Below are 18,254 nucleotides of genomic sequence, written 5' to 3' on the forward strand. Positions count from 1 at the left end.
GTCACGCCGTCCACGCGGTGAGCCGCGCGCGTACCCAGTCGGCGACCTCCCCGACGCCGTCCTCGCCGCGCAACGACTGGAGGACGACCGGGAGTTCGGCGCGGGCGGCCTTCGCGTCGGCGGCCATGCGGGCCAGGTCGGAGCCGACGTACGGCGCGAGGTCGGTCTTGTTGACGACGAGCAGGTCGGCCGTGGTGACGCCGGGGCCGCCCTTGCGGGGGATGTCGTCGCCGCCCGCGACGTCGATCACGAAGATCTGGGCGTCCACGAGTCCCCTGGAGAACGTCGCGGTGAGGTTGTCGCCGCCCGACTCCACCAGGATCAGGTCCAGTGGCCCGGCCTCGTCCTCCAGGTCCTCCACCGCTTCGAGGTTGGCGGAGATGTCGTCGCGGATCGCGGTGTGCGGGCACGCCCCGGTCTCCACCGCGGTGATCCGCTCCGGCGGCAGCACGGCCTCCCGCAGCAGGAACTCGGCGTCCTCGCGGGTGTAGATGTCGTTGGTGACGACGGCGAGGGAGAACTCGTCGCGCAGCGCCCGGCACAGCGCGGCGACCGTCGCGGTCTTGCCCGAGCCGACGGGACCGCCGAGCCCGACGCGCAGGGCGCGGCGGGTGCCGTCGGGGCGGCGGGCGTCGGCGCCGACGGCCGCCGGGCCGTCGTGGGAGTGGTCGAGATGCATGGGGCGGCTCCATCAACTGCGGGGCGCGGGGGCGCCGTTCGGGGGCGTCGGGCAGGCGGGGCACCGGCGCCGGAGAGGGTCAGGACGCGAACAGGCGGACGGGCCAGGCCGCGTGGTCCTGCGCGCCGATCTCCAGGAGCGGCGCGGAGGCGGAGGGCAGTGCGCCGACGCCGTCGTCGGGCACCCGGCGGGCGGCACGGACCGCGAGGGCGGCCACCCGGTCCAGGTCCGGCGCGAGCCGCGCGAGGACGGCCGTCGCGTCGAAGGGGTCCAGGCTCAGCAGCCGCACGGTGGCCGTCGCGGGGCCGCTGACGCTCTCGTACACCGCGCAGTGGGCGGCGTCCTCGGCGTCGAGTCCGGCCGACCGGGCGGCGAGCCCGAGCACCACCGGCTGATGGGCCCCCTTGGGGAACTCCCGTGCCAGGACGTCGAGTTCATCGGACGGCCAGGTCGCGCGGGCGGCCCGGGTCAGCTGCCGTCCGAGCCTGCGGGCGGCGACGCGCAGCGCCGGCGACGGGGTCCGGGCGTCGGCGGCGGCGTCCAGGGTCACCGGGTCGGTGCCGAGGGCGGCCGCCGCGGCGAGGGCGGCGGCGACCAGGCCCGTCGTGTGCAGGCGGCCCCGGCAGAAGTCGGCCAGGGTCGCGGCCGAGGTGATCCGTCCGGCCCGGACGGCGGCCTCGGCCCCGCCGGAGTGCGCGTGCCCTCCGGCGGGGAAGCGGCCGTCGGCCAGGACCAGCAGCGCGGCGCGGCTCATCGGGTCCGGCCCTTCGCGATCCCGTCCATCAGAACAGGAAGTAGCGCTGGGCCATGGGCAGTTCGGCGGCCGGGGTGGCCTCGACGAGTTCGCCGTCGATGTGCACGGCGAAGCTGTCGGGGTCGATCCGGACGTCGGGCCTGGCGTCGTTCTCGACCATGTCGGCCTTGGTCACGCCGCGCGTCGACTCGATCGCCACGAACCGCTTGCCCAGCGAGAGACGTTCCGGCAGCCCGTCCTCGATCGCCAGCGGGGCCACGAAGTTGACGGAGTTCGACGCGGGCGCACGGCCGATCGCGCCGAACATCGGCCGGGGCAGCACCGGTTGGGGTGTCGGGATGGACGCGTTGGCGTCGCCCATCTGCGCGTAGGCGATCTGGCCGCCCTTGATGACGAGGTACGGCTTGACGCCGAAGAACGCCGGTTCCCACAGCACCAGGTCGGCGAGCTTGCCCGTCTCCACGGACCCGATCTCGGCGGCCAGGCCCTGGGCGAGGGCGGGGTTGATCGTGTACTTGGCGACGTAGCGGCGCACGCGGTGGTTGTCCGCGCGGCCGTCGCCGGGCAGCGCGCCCCGGCGGCGCTTCATGACGTGGGCGGTCTGCCAGGTCCGCATGATCACCTCGCCGACGCGGCCCATGGCCTGCGAGTCCGAGGAGATGATCGAGATGGCTCCGAGGTCGTGCAGGATGTCCTCGGCCCCGATGGTCGAGGGCCGGATGCGCGACTCGGCGAAGGCCAGGTCCTCGGGGACGGCCGCGTTGAGGTGGTGGCACACCATCAGCATGTCGAGGTGTTCCTCGGCGGTGTTGACGGTGAACGGCCGCGTCGGATTGGTCGAACTGGGCAGCACGTGCGCCTCGGAGACGACGGACATGATGTCCGGCGCGTGCCCGCCGCCGGCCCCCTCCGTGTGGTACGCGTGAATGCCGCGGCCGGCGATCGCGGCGAGCGTGTCGCCCACGAAACCGGCCTCGTTGAGGGTGTCGGTGTGGATGGCGACCTGGATGCCGGTGCGGTCCGCGACGGTCAGCGACGCGTCGATGACGGCGGGGGTCGAACCCCAGTCCTCGTGCAGCTTGAGGCCGAGGGCGCCGCCGCGGATCTGGGAGAGCATCGCCTCGTGCGAGACGGTGTTGCCCTTGCCGAGCAGACCGAAGTTGACCGGGTGGCCCTCCATCGCCTCCAGCATCCGGGCCAGGTGCCAGGGTCCCGGCGTCACGGTGGTCGCCTTGGAGCCCTCGGCCGGTCCGGTGCCGCCGCCGACGAGGGTGGTGATGCCGGCGGCGAGCGCCTCGTCGGCGATCTGCGGGCAGATGAAGTGCACGTGGGCGTCGATGGCTCCGGCGGTGACGATCCGTCCGTTGCCGGCGATGACCTCGGTCTCCGGGCCGATCACCAGGTCGGGGTGGACGCCGTCCATGGTGTCGGGGTTGCCGGCCTTGCCGATGCCGGTGATGCGGCCGTCCCGGATGCCGAGGTCGGCCTTGACGACGCCCCAGTGGTCGATGACGACGACGCCGGTGATCACGGTGTCCGGGGTGCCCTCCGCGCGGGTGGCGCGGGACTGGCCCATGGACTCGCGGATGACCTTGCCGCCGCCGAACACGGCCTCGTCACCGGCGAGTCCGGGTCCGCCGCTGCGGTCCTCCTCGATCTCGACGAGCAGGTCGGTGTCGGCGAGCCGGATGCGGTCCCCGGTGGTGGGGCCGAACAGGTCGGCGTAGGCGGCACGCGAGAGCTCAGGCATCGAGGGCACCTCCGGTCTCCCCGCGCAGGCCGTGCACGACACGGGCCCCGGCGAGCGGGACGAGTTCGACGTCGACCGGGATGCCGGGCTCGAACCGGACGGCGGTGCCGGCGGCCACGTTGAGCCGCTTGCCGCGCGCTGCGGCCCGGTCGAACTCCAGGCCGGGGTTGGCCTCGGCGAAGTGGTAGTGGGAGCCGACCTGGACGGGCCGGTCGGCGGCGTTGAGCACGGTCAGCGCGGTGACCTCGCGGCCCTCGTTGAAGCGGACCGGGTCGTCGGCGAACAGGATCTCTCCGGGAATCACGCGGTCTCCCCCGTCAGACGATCGGGTCGTGGACGGTGACGAGCTTGGTGCCGTCCGGGAAGGTGGCCTCGACCTGCACGTCGTGGATCATCTCGGGGATGCCCTCCATGACGTCCTCGCGGGTGAGGATCTTCCGCCCGCTGGACATCAGTTCGGCGACGGTGCGGCCATCGCGGGCGCCTTCGAGGATGTGCGACGTGATGAGCGCGATCGCCTCGGGGTGGTTCAGCCGGAGCCCCCTGGCGCGGCGCCTCTCCGCGACGTCGGCCGCGACGTGGATCAGCAGCCTCTCTTGCTCGTGCGGCGTCAGTTGCACGTCCCACCTCACAGTCCTCGCGCCGGACCGTGCGGGGTCCGGGTGCCGCGGTCAGGCGGCCTGGGATAGGGCCAACACACCCACAGATCGCGCGGCCCCGGTCGTCCGGGACACGAAAACCCCTGGTGGCGTGGATCGGAAGGCTAGTTCGCCGGAGTTTCGACGACGTTAACCAGGACTTGATCGGCTCATGACCGTATACGGCGCCCGGACCCGTCGGCCGCTCGTGCCGCCCCTCCCGCGGGGCTACGGGCCGTCGGGCGCCCGGTGTTCGGCGACGGTCCCGAGGCGCCGCTCCTCGCGGGGGCCGGGCGCGGTGCCGCGGACGGGCGGGGCGGGGCGCGGGGCGGAGGGTGCCGCGGGGGCGGCCGGGCCGCCCGTCGGCTCCCGTTCCGGCGCCGGTGCGGGCTGTTCCGCGAGCCGTTCCAGGTCGGCGGCGGAGACCAGAGCGACGAGGGGTCTGCCGTGCCGTGTCACCACGACCCGCTCCCCCGCGTACACCACCCTGTTGATCAGGTCGGCGAGTTCAGCCCTGGCTTGCGTCACCGGAATCTCGTAGGCCATGCGCCCCACCATAGGGCTGCGAACAAAAGGGGCGTCCGGTCCGGCGGGCCGGGCGGCCCCGGCCTCGGGACGGCCCCGCCCGCACGCGGCGCCGACGCCCGACAGCCCCGCCCGCACGCGTCGGCGTCCAGGCCCGGCGCGCGGGCCGCCGGGGCCGCCCCTCGGAGTCACCCCGCGCCGCCGGGCACGCGGTTGACGGCCGCGGGGGCGCCCTGACGACCGGTCACCCGGTCGGCGTCCGGCGACGCGCCGGGGGCGACCGAACGGTGTACCACCAACCGGCGGAGGATCGGCACCTGTTCCAGTACCACCCGACTTGCGCGATTCCGCCGGTACTTGTGCGCGCACGGGCCCTGCGTCCCTGGTCCAGGGGTCGTCGGGCGCCTGGACGCGGTACGCGGGTGGCGTATGTCCACCCGATCGGGCCATCGGTGAGGAACGACACAAACCCTCTGTTCCATTGGGATTTTCAGACATCCGTGCGCCAAGATCCCTGTCTGACGACAAGACCCCGCCAAAGCGGCGGGGCGGTCCGGGCGGACGCCGAATCCTGCCGCCGTTCCGGACGACGGGTCGACAGGAGTGGATCGGCAGGAGTGGAGGACCCAAGCACGACGGGCCGCCGGAACGACCGTTCCGAGCAGTCCTTGGGGTGAAGCCGCGCGAGCGGCCGGGCAACTTCGCCAGCCCGAATCCGACAGGTCATCCTTCACAGGCGGCTGACGAAGGGTTGCGCATGACTGCGCTCGATCGTGTCCCGTCGCTGATGGTCAGGGCCGGTACGGCCTCGGCACTCACCATCGCCGCCGTGAGCGGGTCCCTCGTGGTCCCCGGTGCCGCCGCCCACGCGGCCGCGGCCACCAGCACCACGTCCGCCAAGGCGCTGAAGGTGGCCGCCTCCAAGAAGGGCGCCCCCTACCGCTACGGCGCCATAGGACCGCGTTCGTTCGACTGCTCGGGGCTCACCCAGTACTCGTACAAGAAGGCGGGCAAGAAGCTGCCGCGCACGGCGGCCCAGCAGTACAACAAGAGCCGTCACGTGTCGGCCGGCAGCCGCAAGGCCGGGGACCTGGTGTTCTTCCATTCCGGCAGCAGCGTCTACCACGTGGGCATCTACGCCGGGAAGGGCAAGCTCTGGCACGCGCCGAAGACCGGTGACGTGGTGCGTCTGCAGAAGATCTGGACCAAGAGCGTCTGGTACGGGCGCGTGAAGTGACCCGGCGGGCCGGGTGGCGGCGCGTCCTCGCGCCGCCACCCGGCCCGTACGCGCGCGTGCCGTCCCGTCCGCGGGACGGCGCGCGCCGACGCGTTCCCGGCCGCTTCCACGCCCCTGCGGGCCCCACGACGCCCCTGGCCCCGGCTCCGCCCCGCCGCCCCCGCGCGGCGCGTCAGGACGGCTCGTGCAGCCGCGCCCCCGTCATCGGCCGCGCCGGAACCGTCCACGGCAGCTCCACCAGGACCGTCTTGCCCCCCTCGCGCGTGGGCCTGACGCTCAGCCGGCCGCCGTTCTCCACGGTCAGCCAGCGGATGATGACCATGCCCCGGCCGTTGTCCTGCTGCACGGCGGCGGGCAGCCGCTTCGGGAACCGCGGGTGGCTGTCCGTGACGCCGATCCGCAGGTGCTCGTCGCGCTCCAGTTCCAGGTCCACCGTGAAGGTGGGCGACTGCCCCAGAGTGTGCTGTACCGCGTTGGTGGCCAGTTCCGAGACGATGAGCCGGACCGTGTCCGCGGTGTCGCTCTCGGCCGGCAGACCCCACTCCGCGAGTGTGGCCGCCGCGAAACGGCGGGCCGCGGAGACCGAAGCGGGATCGCTCGGCAGAGTGACGGAGGCTTCCAGGTGGTCTGCCATGGCGGTGTCGTCCCTTTCCCGCGGGACCGCAGCCCGACGTGAGGCGAGTGCTTCGAGTACGGTCCCGGACTGGTGCTTCGCCGTCAGACTGCCATTGCCACGACGGTCACGGGTGGCGATCCACCAAGATATGCATATATCTGTCGCTCGAAGCGGTGAACTCTGCGACGGCAGACCGTATTTGGGCATCCCGGACGGAGTAAGGAGCGGCTCATGGAGCACGGCCCAGCGGTACGGCGCCGGAAGCTGGGCGCCGAACTGCGCACGCTGCGCGTCCAGGCCGGTCTCACGAGCGGCGGGGCGGCGGCCCGTGTGGGCTGGCACCAGTCGAAGGTGAGCCGCATCGAGACGGGCGCGAGCGGCGTGAAGCCGCCGGACGTCGAGGCGTTGCTCGACGCCTACGAGGTGGACGACCAGCAGTTGCGGCGGGTGCTGATGATCCTCGCCGGCGCCGAGGACGCCCTCGGGCGCGACCACTGGTGGCATGCCTACCGCGGTGTACTGCCGCCCACGTACCGGGACTTCATCAGCCTGGAGTCGCAGGCGAGCGGCATGCGCACCCTGGAGACGCTGGTGGTCCCCGGCCTGCTCCAGACGCCGGAGTACGCCCGCGCGGTCACCCGGGCGGCGATGGAGGAGGCCGACGAGGCGCAGTTGGACACCCTGGTGAAGGTGCGGCTGGCCCGGCAGGTCGTGCTGAGCCCGGACCGCCCGTTCGAACTGAGCGCGGTGCTCGACGAGGCGGTGCTGCGGCGCGAGGTGGGCGGACCGGACGTGATGACGCGTCAGCTCAGGCGGCTCACGGCGGCGGCGCGGCTTCCCCAAGTCCGGCTCCAGGTACTGCCGTTCCGCGCCGGGGCGCACATCGGTATCACCGGCCCTTTCGTTATCTTCTCATTTTCGAGCACATCTGATCTGGATGTGGTTGTTCTCGACCACTTGACGAGTAGCCTCCACTTGGAACGGAAAGAAGACCTCCAGGCCTATTCGGAGGCCTTCACCACCCTTCAGGTCCACGCCCTCTCCCCGGAGGAGTCGTTGGACTACATCGCCGCGATAGCTGACGGCGCGTAAGGAGGCACCATGTCCGCAATGCCCCCGAACGTACCTTCCAGTACCGCTCTGCACGATGTGTCGTGGCTGCGCAGCAGTTACAGCACGGGAGCGAACAACTGCGTCGAGACGGCACGGCCGTTCACCGGTCCCTGCGCCGGCCTGCTCGCCGTACGCGACTCCAAGAACACCTCGGGTCCCGCGCTCCTCTTCACCCGCGCCAGCTGGTCGGGCTTCGTCACGTCGTTACGGTGAGGTCCGAACTGCCGTACGCGTGACGCACGTTCCGTCCGTCCGACCGACACCTTCCGTCCACCCGCGAGGCACGACCGTGTGACGCCGACTCATGGCCGCGTCTCGTCGATCACCCGTACAGCGCGTTCGATCTGCCCGGCGGAGAGATCCGCGCGGGCGGTCAGCCTCAGCCGCGAGACGCCGTCGGGCACGGACGGGGGCCGGAAACAGCCCACCGTCAGCCCGGCGGCCCGGCAGTCCCCGGCCCAGCCGAGGGCCTGCCCGGGGGAAGGCGCACGCACGGAGACGACCGCGGCGTCGGGACGCACCGCGTCCAGGCCCGCGGCCGTCAGCCTGTCGTGCAGCTCGCCCGCCACCTCCCGCACCCGCGCGGCCCTGCCGGGCTCGCGGCGCAGCACCCCCAGCGCGGCGAGGGCGGCGCCCGCCGCGGCGGGCGCGAGACCCGTGTCGAAGATGAACGTCCGTGCCGTGTTGACCAGATGGCCGATCACCGCGGCAGTGCCGAGGACGACCCCGCCCTGGCTGCCGAGCGACTTCGAGAGCGTCGCCGTCACCACGACGTCCGCCGCCCCGGCAAGTCCCGCCGCGTGCGCGGCGCCCCGGCCGCCGTCCCCGAGGACGCCGAGGCCGTGGGCGTCGTCCACGAGCAGTCCGGCGCCGAACTCCCGGCAGGCGGACGCGAGTCGGGGAAGGTCCGCCGCGTCCCCGTCGACCGAGAACACCGTGTCGGAGACCACCACCGCCGTACCGTCGTGCGTCCCCAGCGCCTTGCGCACCGCGCCCGGGTCCCTGTGGGCGACCACCTGCCGCGTGCCGCGCGCGAGCCGGCAACCGTCGATGAGCGAGGCGTGGTTGCCCGCGTCGGAGACGATCAGGGTGCCGTGCGGCGCGAGGGCGGTCACGGCCGCCAGGTTCGCCGCGTAGCCCGAGGACAGCACGAGGGCGGCCTCGAATCCGCAGAACTCCGCGAGGGCGGCCTCCAGTTCGGCGTGCAGCCGGGTCGTGCCGGTCACGAGGCGCGAACCGGTGGCGCCCGCTCCCCAGACCGCCGCCGCCTCGCCCGCCGCCCGGGTCACCTCGGGGTGCCGGGACAGGCCCAGGTAGTCGTTGCTCGCGAGGTCCAGGGCCGCCGTGTCCGCCTCGCGGGGGCGCAGGGTGCGCACGAGCCCCGCCCGGCGCCGCACCGCCGCCTGCTCGTCGATCCAGCCGAACGCCATTGCTCCTCCGCGTGTCCGTCCCGGTGACACCACCACACGCACCGTTGTGTGGTGACTCCCACACGGCGGACCGTACTCGTTGTGGACGTTCTCCTTGGCCGGGGGCGGTCGTTTGCGCCAGGATCGTCCCTCATGGACCTGCTGAACACGCTGGTGGACAAGGGGATCCGGCGACTGCCGACGACCCGCGAAGAAGCCCTGGCCGTACTGGCCACCTCCGACGACGACCTGCTCGACGTGGTGGCCGCCGCCGGCCGCGTGCGCCGTCACTGGTTCGGCCGCCGGGTGAAACTCAACTACCTCGTCAACCTCAAGTCCGGTCTGTGCCCCGAGGACTGCTCCTACTGCTCGCAGCGGCTGGGCTCCGGCGCGGACATCCTCAAGTACACCTGGCTGAAGCCGGACGACGCGTCCAGGGCCGCCGCCGCGGGCCTGGCCGGGGGCGCCAAGCGCGTCTGCCTGGTCGCCAGCGGTCGGGGGCCCACCGACCGGGACGTGGACCGGGTCTCGGACACCATCCGGGCCATCAAGGACGGCAACGAGGGCGTCGAGGTCTGCGCGTGCCTCGGGCTGCTCTCCGACGGCCAGGCCGAACGGCTGCGCGAGGCGGGCGCGGACGCCTACAACCACAACCTCAACACGTCCGAGGCGACGTACGGCGGCATCACCACCACCCACACGTACGCGGACCGCGTCGACACCGTGCGCAAGGCGCACGCGGCGGGTCTGTCGCCGTGCTCCGGGCTGATCGCCGGCATGGGCGAGAGCGACGAGGACCTCGTCGACGTGGTGCTCGCGCTGCGGGCCCTGGACCCCGACTCGGTTCCGGTCAACTTCCTCATCCCGTTCGAGGGAACGCCGCTCGCCAAGGAGTGGAACCTCACCCCGCAGCGCTGCCTGCGCATTCTCGCGATGGTGCGGTTCGTCTGCCCGGACGTGGAGGTGCGGATCGCCGGCGGACGCGAGGTGCACCTGCGCACCATGCAGCCGCTGGCCCTGCACCTGGCCAACTCCGTGTTCCTGGGCGACTACCTGACCAGCGAGGGCCAGGCGGGCCGGGCGGACCTGGAGATGATCGCGGACGCCGGCTTCGAGGTCGAGGGCGCGGACCGGGTGACGCTGCCCGCCCACCGGGCGGCCCCCGGGGCCAACGGCGGCTGCCACGGCGGAGAGCCGGACGGGGCAGTGTGCGCAACGGAGGCGTCGGCCTGCGGGACGGGGACGGCCGGGTGCGGTACCGGGGCCGCCGAGGGGGCGTCCGCGGAGGCAGCGGCGTCCGCAGAGGCGCCGCGCCCGGACCTCGTCGCGGTGCGCCGCCGGGGCGCCGGGACGGACGTCGCGCCCAATGCGTGAACCGAACGCCGTGCTGCAACTCCCGGACGCGGCGGCCGAGTCGTACCTGACCGAGCTGCTGGACCTCGACCGGCGGCACGTCTGGCACCCGTACGGCCCGATGCCCGGTCGCGCCGAACCGCTCGTCGTGGAGTCGGCGAGCGGGGTGCGGCTGCGGCTGGCCGGGACGGGGGCGCGGGCGGGGACCGAGCTGGTCGACGGCATGTCGTCGTGGTGGTCGGCCGTGCACGGCTACAACCACCCGGTGCTCAACGAGGCGGTCCGCGACCAGCTCGGGCGGATGAGCCACGTGATGTTCGGCGGGCTCACCCACGAGCCCGCCGTGCGGCTCGCGAAGCTCCTCGTCGACCTGACGCCCGCCGGCCTGGAGCACGTCTTCCTGTCCGACTCCGGGTCCGTGTCGGTCGAGGTGGCCGTCAAGATGTGCCTCCAGTACTGGCGTTCGCTGGGCCGGCCCGGGAAGCGGCGGCTGCTGACCTGGCGCGGCGGCTACCACGGGGACACCTGGCAGCCGATGTCGGTGTGCGACCCCGAGGGCGGGATGCACGACCTGTGGACCGGTCTGCTGCCGCGCCAGGTGTTCGCCCCCGCGCCGCCCGCCGCGTACGACGAGGGATACGCCGACCTGCTGCGGGAGTTGGTGGCCCGGCACGCGGGCGAGCTGGCCGCGGTGATCGTGGAACCGGTGGTGCAGGGCGCGGGCGGCATGCGCTTCCACTCCCCCGCGTACCTGCGGGTGCTGCGCGAGGCGTGCGACGAGCACGGCGTCCTGCTGGTGTTCGACGAGATCGCGACCGGTTTCGGGCGCACCGGCGAGCTGTTCGCGGCGGACCACGCGGCGGTGGCGCCCGACGTGATGTGCGTCGGCAAGGCGCTGACCGGCGGCTATCTGAGCATGGCGGCGACGCTGTGCACGGCCGGGGTGGCGGCCGGCATCTCGCGCGGCGAGGTGCCGGTGCTGGCGCACGGTCCGACGTTCATGGGCAACCCGCTGGCGGCGGCCGTCGCGTGCGCCTCGATCGGCCTGCTGCTCGAACGCGACTGGCGCGCGGAGGTCGCGGGCGTCGAGGCGGGGCTGCGCGAGGGCCTGGCTCCCGCCGCGGGTCTCGAAGGGGTGCTGGACGTCCGGGTGCTGGGTGCCGTCGGCGTCGTCCAGCTCGACCGCGAGGTGGACGTGGCGGCGGCGACCCGGGCCGCCGTGCGGGAGGGCGTGTGGCTGCGCCCGTTCCGCGACCTGGTCTACACGATGCCGCCCTACGTGACGCCGGCCGTGGACGTGGCCCGCATCGCGCGGGCGGTGTGCGCGGCGGCCCGCGCCGGGCGGGGCGGACCGGAGCCGGAACACGGGAAGGCGGAGGGGCAGTCATGCGGATCCTCATGATCACGGGCACGGGCACCGAGGTCGGCAAGACGGTGACGACCGCCGCCGTCGCCGCCTGCGCGCTGGCCGCGGGCCGTTCGGTGGCCGTACTGAAGGCCGCGCAGACAGGGGTCGCGCCCGGCGAGCACGGCGACGCGGCCGAGGCGGCCCGGCTCGCCGGCGCGGTGACCTCCGTCGAACTCGCCCGCTATCCCGAGCCGTTGGCGCCCGCGACGGCGGCACGCCGGTGCGGCCGGCCGCCGGTACGGCCCGCCGAGGTCGCCGAGGCCGCCGCCAAGCTGGCCACGGAGCACGACCTCGTCCTGGTGGAGGGCGCGGGCGGCCTGCTCGTGCGGTTCGACGAGGCGGGCGGGACGCTCGCGGACGCGGCGCGGCTGCTGGGAGCCCCGGTCCTGGTCGTCACGACGGCGGGCCTGGGCACCCTGAACACGACGGAGCTGACGGCACGTGAACTCGCCCGCCAGGGGCTGGACCTCGCCGGTCTGGTGATCGGGAGCTGGCCCGCCGCAGCCGGCCTCGCCGACCGCTGCAACCTGGCCGACCTGCCGGAGGTGGCCGGGGCACCGCTGCTCGGGGCGCTGCCGGCGGGTGCGGCGGCCCGTGCCCCGGGCGACTTCCGCGCGGCGGCGCCGCGATGGCTGGCGCCCGCGCTGGACGGGACGTGGGACGCGGCCGCGTTCGGGGCACGGGAGGGGGCGCAAACACGCCCTTCCTGAGCGCCGGTTGGCGTTCGGCCGGTCACCACGGGCCGGGTGCGCGGCAGTTGCCGCGTGCCCGGCCGTCGCTCACAGCCCCCACTGGCGCAGTTCGTCGGCGATGTCGTGCACGCTCGCCTCGCCGTCCTTCACCAGGCGGGCCAGGTCGCGGACCTGCTCGGGCGAGGTGACCACCTTCAGGCCGCTGGCGACGAGGTAGGCATAGGCCACCGCGGACGCGAAGAGCGCGTTGGACCGTTCCAACGCGGGGACGTGCAGCAGGAGTTGGAGCAGGGCGGCGGCCCTGTCGTGCGGGGTCTCGTACACGGGGACGCCGAATATGTCCGCCTGGTGGCGTGCGACCGCGGCCACCAGGGCGCCCCAGTCGGTGACTTGCGGGTCCCCCGGCGTCTTCTGCTCGGCGAGCATGAGGAGCCAGGCAAGGTCGATGCGCAGATCGCTCAAGGGTCAGGAACGACCTTCGCCGCGGTGCGGGCGCCGGATGTCGACGCGCCCCTCGCGGTCCGTGCCGAACTCGTCGGCGAACACGCTCTCGTACTGCTTCATGAAGTCGGCCGCCGCCTCCACGAAGGTGTGGCCCGCCTCTCCCGTGTCCTGTCGCACCAGTTCCTCGATGTAGCGGTTGACGCTCATGCCGCGCGCCAGGGCCCGTTCCCGGGCGGCGCGGGCGGTGCCCTCGTCCACGCGTACGTTCAACTGGGTCTTCGCCATACCTCGAAGCTAGCGCGACAGTGCTAGCACGACAAGGGGGTTCGGGCGGCGTCCCCTCCCCCGGGGCGTGTCCGGGGAGCGCGGGACTTCCGGGGGATGTCGGTCGCGGGGTCGGTCGCACTACCCTCGGCCCGGCCGGGGAATCCGGGACCGCACGAGCGAGGAGGCGACGTGTCCACACCTGCCGCGGACCACGAACCGGGCTCCGCACCGCCGCCGCCCGAGGCCCGCCCCGCGTCCGGCCGCGCGTCCGCCGAACACCCGACCGCCGCCCGCGCGCGCAGCCTCACCAAGGCCTACGGGTCGGGCGAGACGGCGGTCGTGGCCCTGGACGGTGTCGACGTGGACGTCCGGCGCGGCCGCTTCACCGCCGTGATGGGCCCGTCCGGCTCGGGCAAGTCCACGCTGATGCACTGCCTGGCCGGACTGGACACCGTCTCCGCCGGTCAGGTCTGGCTGGGCGGCACCGAGATCACCGGGCTCAAGGACCGCGAGCTGACCAGGCTGCGCCGCGACCGGGTCGGCTTCATGTTCCAGTCGTTCAATCTCATACCGACGCTCTCGGCGCTGGAGAACATCACGCTGCCGATGAGCATCGCCGGCAGGAGGCCGGACACCGAGTGGGTCGACCGGGTCGTGGACACCCTCGGCCTGCGGGACCGGCTGCGGCACCGGCCGGCGCAGCTCTCCGGCGGACAGCAGCAGCGCGTCGCGTGCGCGCGGGCGCTCGCCTCGCGCCCCGAGCTGATCTTCGCCGACGAGCCGACCGGCAACCTGGACTCGCGGGCCGGCCTCGAAGTCCTCGGGTTCCTGCGCGAGGCGGTCGACGAGCTGGGGCAGACGGTCGTGATGGTGACCCACGACCCCACGGCGGCCGCCCACTCCGACCTGGTGCTGTTCCTCGCGGACGGCCGGATCGTGGACGAGATGGAGCGTCCGAGCGCGGAGGGCGTGCTCGAACGCATGAAGCGCTTCGACGTCACGCGCGCACCGGACGGGGAGGCGCCGGCGCCCGCGGAGGACGCCGGGCGGTCCCTGGACGAGCGGCCCGCGGACGGGCGGTCCACCGACGGGCGGTCCACCGGCGAGTGACTCCGCGCCGCGTACGAGCGGCCCGAGGCCAGGCCGGGCCCGGCGTCGCGACCGGTTCGGTGCGGCCGGTCCGTGCCGCGGCCGGTCCGGATGATGGAATCCCGGGTCCGGCGGCCCGTCCGGGTGTTCGGATCACCCCATGAACGAGACAACTTCGCTCAGCGTCCGGGCGGCCCGGCCCGAGGACCTGGACCGCGTGCTGGCCTTCTGGAAGGAGGCCGCCGAGGGGACGAGCATCAGCGACGACCGCGCGGGCATCGAGCGCCTGCACGGCCGCGACCCGGAGGCGCTGCTCATCGCCGAGCGCGGCGGCGAGCTGGCGGGCACGGTCGTCGCCGGTTTCGACGGCTGGCGCTGCCATCTCTACCGGCTCGCGGTGCACCCCGGCCACCGGCGGCAGGGGGTCGCGACCGCGCTGCTCGCCGCGGCCGAGGAACGGTTCGTGCGGCTGGGCGGGCGGCGCGGCGACGCCATGGTGCTGACCGCGAACGAGACCGCCCACCATGCCTGGCGCTCGGCGGGGTACGCGCCCGAGGAGCGGTGGCGCCGCTGGGTGAAGCCCCTGGACCACTGAGGCCGGAGGCTCCGCGCGGGGAGCCTCCGTCCACAGCCCCCACCCGCCCCTTTGCCCGTCCTTTACCATGGAGGCCGGCCGGTCACCCGTACGTGCGTGGCCGGTCCTGCCCCGACCTCCTGAAAGGTGTGAGCGTCCGCCCATGGGCGAGCCTCCCCGTACCTGCCCCCGCACCGCGCGCGGCCGTCGACGCCGCGCGATCCTCCGCCCCCTGTCCGATCATGGGACGGAGGTGACCCGATGACCGAAGTGCTCCTCCTGCTCGTGGCGGTGGTGCTGTCGCTGGCCTGCGGCGCGTTCGTCGCGGCGGAGTTCTCGCTGACCACCGTCGAGCGCAGCGAACTCGAACGTGCCGTCGAGCGCGGCGAACGTGGCGCCGCCGGCGCCCTCAAGGCCGTACGGAACCTGACCTTCCAGCTCTCCGGCGCCCAGTTGGGGATCACGGTCACCAACCTTGTGGTCGGCATGCTCTCCGAGGCGTCGATCGCGAAACTGATCTCCGGCCCGCTGGAGTCGCTGGGCGTCCCCCGGTCCTCCGCGCCCACCATCGCCCTGGTCGTCGGCACCGCGCTGTCCACGGTGTTCCTGATGGTCGTCGGCGAACTCGTGCCGAAGAACTGGGCGATCTCCTCCCCGCTCGCCGTCGCCCGAAGGGTGGGCAACGCGCAGCGCTGGTTCAGCGCCGCGTTCCGCCCGTTCATCAGCCACCTGAACAACATGGCCAACCGCGTGGTGCGGCGCTTCGGCGTCGAGCCCGCCGAGGAGCTGGCCTCCGCGCGCGGCCCCCAGGAACTGGCGGCGCTCGCCCGGCACTCGGCGAAGGAGGGGGCCCTGGAGGCGGACACCGCCGAGCTGTTCGTGCGGACCCTGAACCTGGCCGACCTCAGCGCGGAGAACGTGATGACCCCGCGCGTCCAGGTCGTGGCCCTGGACGCCCTGGCGACCTGCGAGGACGTCGCGAACGCGACCCGCGCCACCGGTCTGTCCCGCTTCCCCGTCTACCGCGACACCCTCGACGCGGTCGTCGGCATCGCGCACATCAAGGACGTCCTCGCGCTGCCCGCCGAGCGGCGCCGCCGGGTGCGTGTCTCCGAGATCATGCGCGAGCCGCTGCTGGTGCCGGAGTCGCTGACCGTGGACCGGCTCCTGGACCGCCTCTCCGACAAGCGCACGATGGCCGTCGTCATCGACGAGTACGGGGGCACCGCGGGCGTCGCCACGCTGGAGGACATCGTCGAGGAGGTCGTCGGCGAGGTCCGCGACGAGCACGACCCGCACGAGACGCCCGACATCGCCCCCGCGGGCGCCGACGAGGAGGGCCGCGCCCTGTACTCGGCCGACGGCGCCGCCCGTACGGACCAGCTCGCCCGCGTCGGACTGCGCCCGCCGGACGGCCCCTACGAGACCCTGGCCGGCTTCGTCGCCGCCGAGCTGGGCCGCATCCCCGCCGTCGGGGACACCCTGGAGTGCGCGGGCTGGCGGCTCGACGTCGTCGACGCCGCCGGGCACCGGGCTGCCCGCGTGCTGATGCACGCGCCGGTCGACCAGGCGACGCCCGGGGCGGAAGAGACCACCAGGGCGGACCGCCGCCGGCAGGAGGACGCCCGATGACCGCCGTACAGCTGCTGATCGGCCTGGCGACCCTGGTCGCCAACGCCTTCTTCGTGGGCGGCGAGTTCGCACTGGTCTCGGTGCGCCGCAGCCAGGTCGAGGGCCTGGCCGAGGAGGGCGACCGCCGCGCGCAGAGCGTGCTGTGGGGCCTCAAGCACGTGTCCGCGCTGCTGGCCGCGGCCCAGCTCGGCATCACGCTGTGCACGCTGGTGCTGGGCATCGTCGCCGAACCGGCGATCGCGCACCTGCTGGAGCCGGTGTTCCACGCGGTGGGCGTGCCCGCGGGCGCCGGGCACGCGGTGTCGTTCGTGATCGCGCTGGCCGTGGCCACGTATCTGCACATGCTGCTCGGCGAGATGGTGCCGAAGAACCTGGTGCTGGCCGAGCCCGTGCGCAGCGCCCTGGCCCTGGGACCGCCGCTGGTGACGCTCGCGCGCGGTCTGCGCCCGGTGATCTTCACGATCAACGCCATCGCCAACGGTCTGCTGAGACTGCTGCGGGTCGACGTGAAGGACGAGGTCGCCGCCACGTTCTCGGACGACGAACTGGCCCGCATGGTGACGGACTCCGGCGAGGCCGGTCTGATCGACGACCGGGCGCGGGAGCGCCTGCGGGACGCCCTGGAGCTGGGCCGGCGGCCCGTGCGCGACGTCGTGCTGCCGGTCGAGCGCGTCGTCCACGCGCGCGTGGGCGTCACCCCGGAGCAGTTGGAGCGCCTGTCGGCGGAGTCGGGCTTCTCCCGCTTCCCGGTGGTCGACGACAACCGGCGGATCACCGGCTACCTGCACGTGAAGGACGCCCTGGACGCCTCGCCGCGGGACCTCCCGTTCCGGATCCAGGACATGCGGTCCATCGCGCGCGTACGGGAGAACACGCCGCTGGACGACGTGCTCACCGCGATGCGCGGCAGCCGTACGCACCTGGCGGCGGTGCTCGGCTCGGACGGCCGGCTCGCGGGCATGGTGACCATGGAGGACGTCCTGCGGGAGCTGTTCGGGCAGAAGGCCTGACCGCCCCGCGCACCCGGCGGGCCGCCCGGACACGACGTCCGGACGGCCCGCCGCCGCATGCCCCGCCGGGGCCCCCAGGCCGACCGACCCACCGGTACGGACGCGGGATACCATCGCTCACGCCATGCAGACGAACCCCACCCACACCAGCCTTGTCGCGGTCGGCGACTCCTTCACCGAGGGCATGTCGGACCTGCTGCCCGACGGCTCCTACCGGGGCTGGGCCGACCTCCTCGCGGCCCGGATGGCCGCGCGGACGCCCGGCTTCCGGTACGCCAACCTCGCGGTGCGCGGCAAGCTCATCCAGCAGATCGTCGACGAACAGGTCGGCATCGCGGCGGAGATGCGCGCCGACGTGGTCACGCTGGTCGGCGGCCTCAACGACACCCTGCGCCCCAAGTGCGACATGGTGCGGGTGCGCGACCTGCTGACGGAGGCGGTGGAGCGGCTCGCGCCGTCCTGCAAGCAACTGGTACTGATGCACAGCCCGGGACGCAACGGCCCGGTCCTCGAACGCTTCCGCCCGCGCATGGAGGAGCTGTTCGGCGTCGTCGACGAGCTCGCCGCGCGGCACGACGCCCTGGTGGTCGACCTGTACGGGGCGCCCTCCCTCGCGGACCCGCGGATGTGGGACGTGGACCGGCTGCACCTGACGGCCGAGGGCCACCGCCGGGTCGCCGAGGCAGTCTGGCAGTCGCTGGGCCACCCCGCCGAGGACGCGCTGTGGCGCGACCCCATGGCGCCGACCGTCCCGCCGCGCTGGCTCACCCGGCGCGTGGCGGATGCCCGCTTCGCCCGGCAGCACCTGCTGCCGTGGATAGGGCGGCGTCTCACCGGCCGCTCGTCGGGCGACGGCCGCCCGGCCAAGCGCCCAGACCTGCTGCCGTACGAGGAGCGGGGCACCGCCGGTCCGCTCCCCTAGGTCCGCCGGGTCCGCCGGGTCCCCGCGACCGCGGCCGGCCCCGCGGGGCCGGCCTTGTAGGTTCCTCCGAACCACCCGCGGCTCTGGCCTGCACGAATCGCCAGTAAACTCTGTCCACTGTTCTACGGGAGAGCGCTACGCC

The 18,254-nt window shown here is 73.7% G+C and carries 20 protein-coding genes, 1 pseudogene and 1 riboswitch; of the genes and pseudogenes, 11 read left to right on the forward strand and 10 right to left on the reverse strand.

Annotated features, from left to right (window positions below):
- Position 1 precedes the first annotated feature (1 nt).
- The 6 genes from ureG to ACFZA0_RS15815 all read right to left on the reverse strand — a co-directional run bounded on the left by ureG (position 2) and on the right by ACFZA0_RS15815 (position 4,367).
- A complete protein-coding gene (gene ureG, locus ACFZA0_RS15790; RefSeq protein WP_391016218.1) occupies positions 2-679 on the reverse strand; it encodes an urease accessory protein UreG in 678 nt (225 codons plus the stop codon).
- 79 nt (positions 680-758) lie between these two features.
- Positions 759-1,433 carry an urease accessory UreF family protein gene (locus ACFZA0_RS15795; RefSeq protein ID WP_391016220.1) on the reverse strand — a complete coding sequence of 225 codons (675 nt, stop codon included), beginning with the start codon at positions 1,431-1,433 and terminating at the stop codon, positions 759-761.
- Between the two features lie 28 nt (positions 1,434-1,461).
- On the reverse strand, positions 1,462-3,183 hold the full coding sequence (locus ACFZA0_RS15800; RefSeq protein ID WP_391016223.1) for an urease subunit alpha: 1,722 nt from the start codon (positions 3,181-3,183) through the stop codon (positions 1,462-1,464).
- The gene (locus ACFZA0_RS15805; protein WP_391016226.1) at positions 3,176-3,487 is read right to left on the reverse strand and encodes an urease subunit beta; all 312 of its coding nucleotides are present in this window, start codon (positions 3,485-3,487) and stop codon (positions 3,176-3,178) included. Before ACFZA0_RS15805 ends, ACFZA0_RS15800 begins: the two co-directional genes overlap by 8 nt.
- 13 nt (positions 3,488-3,500) lie before the next feature.
- A complete protein-coding gene (locus tag ACFZA0_RS15810) occupies positions 3,501-3,803 on the reverse strand; it encodes an urease subunit gamma (protein WP_391016229.1) in 303 nt (100 codons plus the stop codon).
- A 246-nt stretch (positions 3,804-4,049) separates the two neighbouring features.
- Entirely contained in the window at positions 4,050-4,367 is a 318-nt protein-coding gene (locus ACFZA0_RS15815) for a type II toxin-antitoxin system prevent-host-death family antitoxin (protein WP_391016231.1), read from the reverse strand.
- A 531-nt stretch (positions 4,368-4,898) separates the two neighbouring features.
- Positions 4,899-5,100: riboswitch (cyclic di-AMP (ydaO/yuaA leader) on the forward strand.
- Between the two features lie 3 nt (positions 5,101-5,103).
- On the opposite strand from ACFZA0_RS15815, the gene ACFZA0_RS15820 reads away from it, so the two are divergent.
- Positions 5,104-5,583, forward strand: a complete 480-nt coding sequence (locus ACFZA0_RS15820; RefSeq protein WP_391016234.1) for an NlpC/P60 family protein — start codon at positions 5,104-5,106, stop codon at positions 5,581-5,583.
- Positions 5,584-5,755: 172 nt separating this feature from the next.
- On the opposite strand, the gene ACFZA0_RS15825 is transcribed toward ACFZA0_RS15820, so the two are convergent.
- The gene (locus tag ACFZA0_RS15825) at positions 5,756-6,217 is read right to left on the reverse strand and encodes an ATP-binding protein (RefSeq protein ID WP_391016237.1); all 462 of its coding nucleotides are present in this window, start codon (positions 6,215-6,217) and stop codon (positions 5,756-5,758) included.
- Between the two features lie 213 nt (positions 6,218-6,430).
- On the opposite strand from ACFZA0_RS15825, the gene ACFZA0_RS15830 reads away from it, so the two are divergent.
- Both ACFZA0_RS15830 and ACFZA0_RS15835 read left to right on the forward strand, forming a co-directional pair.
- Positions 6,431-7,291 (forward strand): Scr1 family TA system antitoxin-like transcriptional regulator, encoded by an 861-nt coding sequence (locus tag ACFZA0_RS15830; RefSeq protein WP_391016239.1) that lies wholly within the window; start codon positions 6,431-6,433, stop codon positions 7,289-7,291.
- A 9-nt stretch (positions 7,292-7,300) separates the two neighbouring features.
- Positions 7,301-7,525: a DUF397 domain-containing protein gene (locus tag ACFZA0_RS15835; RefSeq protein WP_391016242.1), complete on the forward strand. Its 225-nt coding sequence runs from the start codon at positions 7,301-7,303 to the stop codon at positions 7,523-7,525.
- Positions 7,526-7,614: 89 nt separating this feature from the next.
- Here the strand turns inward: ACFZA0_RS15835 and ACFZA0_RS15840 are convergent, their stop codons facing one another.
- Positions 7,615-8,742: an aminotransferase class I/II-fold pyridoxal phosphate-dependent enzyme gene (locus tag ACFZA0_RS15840; protein WP_391016245.1), complete on the reverse strand. Its 1,128-nt coding sequence runs from the start codon at positions 8,740-8,742 to the stop codon at positions 7,615-7,617.
- Between the two features lie 132 nt (positions 8,743-8,874).
- Between ACFZA0_RS15840 and bioB the strand changes: the two genes are divergently transcribed.
- The 3 genes and pseudogenes from bioB to bioD all read left to right on the forward strand — a co-directional run bounded on the left by bioB (position 8,875) and on the right by bioD (position 12,192).
- A complete protein-coding gene (gene bioB, locus ACFZA0_RS15845) occupies positions 8,875-10,095 on the forward strand; it encodes a biotin synthase BioB (RefSeq protein WP_391016247.1) in 1,221 nt (406 codons plus the stop codon).
- Positions 10,088-11,416, forward strand: a pseudogene (locus ACFZA0_RS15850) (adenosylmethionine--8-amino-7-oxononanoate transaminase); the annotation flags it as partial. The gene bioB and the pseudogene ACFZA0_RS15850, both read left to right, overlap by 8 nt.
- A gap of 44 nt (positions 11,417-11,460) precedes the next feature.
- The gene (gene bioD, locus ACFZA0_RS15855; protein WP_391016250.1) at positions 11,461-12,192 is read left to right on the forward strand and encodes a dethiobiotin synthase; all 732 of its coding nucleotides are present in this window, start codon (positions 11,461-11,463) and stop codon (positions 12,190-12,192) included.
- 69 nt (positions 12,193-12,261) lie between these two features.
- Here the strand turns inward: bioD and ACFZA0_RS15860 are convergent, their stop codons facing one another.
- On the reverse strand, positions 12,262-12,636 hold the full coding sequence (locus ACFZA0_RS15860) for a fic family toxin-antitoxin system, toxin component (protein WP_391016253.1): 375 nt from the start codon (positions 12,634-12,636) through the stop codon (positions 12,262-12,264).
- Positions 12,637-12,639: 3 nt separating this feature from the next.
- The gene (locus ACFZA0_RS15865) at positions 12,640-12,903 is read right to left on the reverse strand and encodes an antitoxin (protein ID WP_391016256.1); all 264 of its coding nucleotides are present in this window, start codon (positions 12,901-12,903) and stop codon (positions 12,640-12,642) included.
- 171 nt (positions 12,904-13,074) lie between these two features.
- On the opposite strand from ACFZA0_RS15865, the gene ACFZA0_RS15870 reads away from it, so the two are divergent.
- From ACFZA0_RS15870 to ACFZA0_RS15890, 5 genes are all read left to right on the forward strand, one after another.
- The gene (locus ACFZA0_RS15870) at positions 13,075-13,995 is read left to right on the forward strand and encodes an ATP-binding cassette domain-containing protein (RefSeq protein ID WP_391016259.1); all 921 of its coding nucleotides are present in this window, start codon (positions 13,075-13,077) and stop codon (positions 13,993-13,995) included.
- Between the two features lie 139 nt (positions 13,996-14,134).
- A complete protein-coding gene (locus ACFZA0_RS15875) occupies positions 14,135-14,569 on the forward strand; it encodes a GNAT family N-acetyltransferase (RefSeq protein ID WP_391016261.1) in 435 nt (144 codons plus the stop codon).
- 240 nt (positions 14,570-14,809) lie between these two features.
- Entirely contained in the window at positions 14,810-16,180 is a 1,371-nt protein-coding gene (locus ACFZA0_RS15880; RefSeq protein ID WP_391016264.1) for a CNNM domain-containing protein, read from the forward strand.
- The gene (locus tag ACFZA0_RS15885; RefSeq protein WP_391016266.1) at positions 16,177-17,190 is read left to right on the forward strand and encodes a CNNM domain-containing protein; all 1,014 of its coding nucleotides are present in this window, start codon (positions 16,177-16,179) and stop codon (positions 17,188-17,190) included. Before ACFZA0_RS15880 ends, ACFZA0_RS15885 begins: the two co-directional genes overlap by 4 nt.
- A gap of 124 nt (positions 17,191-17,314) precedes the next feature.
- Positions 17,315-18,112: a GDSL-type esterase/lipase family protein gene (locus tag ACFZA0_RS15890; RefSeq protein ID WP_391016269.1), complete on the forward strand. Its 798-nt coding sequence runs from the start codon at positions 17,315-17,317 to the stop codon at positions 18,110-18,112.
- The last annotated feature ends 142 nt before the right edge of the window (positions 18,113-18,254 follow it).

The sequence above is a fragment of the Streptomyces sp. NPDC008150 genome (assembly GCF_042956945.1).
In the GTDB taxonomy this organism is placed as follows: domain Bacteria; phylum Actinomycetota; class Actinomycetes; order Streptomycetales; family Streptomycetaceae; genus Streptomyces.

Bases quoted from the DNA above. Each gene is read 5' to 3' on its own strand.
- ACFZA0_RS15830 (WP_391016239.1), top strand. From the start codon at position 6,431: ATGGAGCACGGCCCAGCGGTACGGCGCCGGAAGCTGGGCGCCGAACTG.
- ACFZA0_RS15865 (WP_391016256.1), bottom strand. From the start codon at position 12,903: ATGGCGAAGACCCAGTTGAACGTACGCGTGGACGAGGGCACCGCCCGC.
- ACFZA0_RS15890 (WP_391016269.1), top strand. From the start codon at position 17,315: ATGCAGACGAACCCCACCCACACCAGCCTTGTCGCGGTCGGCGACTCC.
- ACFZA0_RS15835 (WP_391016242.1), top strand. From the start codon at position 7,301: ATGTCCGCAATGCCCCCGAACGTACCTTCCAGTACCGCTCTGCACGAT.
- bioD (WP_391016250.1), top strand. From the start codon at position 11,461: ATGCGGATCCTCATGATCACGGGCACGGGCACCGAGGTCGGCAAGACG.
- ACFZA0_RS15800 (WP_391016223.1), bottom strand. From the start codon at position 3,183: ATGCCTGAGCTCTCGCGTGCCGCCTACGCCGACCTGTTCGGCCCCACC.
- ACFZA0_RS15840 (WP_391016245.1), bottom strand. From the start codon at position 8,742: ATGGCGTTCGGCTGGATCGACGAGCAGGCGGCGGTGCGGCGCCGGGCG.
- bioB (WP_391016247.1), top strand. From the start codon at position 8,875: ATGGACCTGCTGAACACGCTGGTGGACAAGGGGATCCGGCGACTGCCG.
- ureG (WP_391016218.1), bottom strand. From the start codon at position 679: ATGCATCTCGACCACTCCCACGACGGCCCGGCGGCCGTCGGCGCCGAC.
- ACFZA0_RS15880 (WP_391016264.1), top strand. From the start codon at position 14,810: ATGACCGAAGTGCTCCTCCTGCTCGTGGCGGTGGTGCTGTCGCTGGCC.
- ACFZA0_RS15795 (WP_391016220.1), bottom strand. From the start codon at position 1,433: ATGAGCCGCGCCGCGCTGCTGGTCCTGGCCGACGGCCGCTTCCCCGCC.
- ACFZA0_RS15875 (WP_391016261.1), top strand. From the start codon at position 14,135: ATGAACGAGACAACTTCGCTCAGCGTCCGGGCGGCCCGGCCCGAGGAC.
- ACFZA0_RS15815 (WP_391016231.1), bottom strand. From the start codon at position 4,367: ATGGCCTACGAGATTCCGGTGACGCAAGCCAGGGCTGAACTCGCCGAC.
- ACFZA0_RS15825 (WP_391016237.1), bottom strand. From the start codon at position 6,217: ATGGCAGACCACCTGGAAGCCTCCGTCACTCTGCCGAGCGATCCCGCT.
- ACFZA0_RS15885 (WP_391016266.1), top strand. From the start codon at position 16,177: ATGACCGCCGTACAGCTGCTGATCGGCCTGGCGACCCTGGTCGCCAAC.
- ACFZA0_RS15820 (WP_391016234.1), top strand. From the start codon at position 5,104: ATGACTGCGCTCGATCGTGTCCCGTCGCTGATGGTCAGGGCCGGTACG.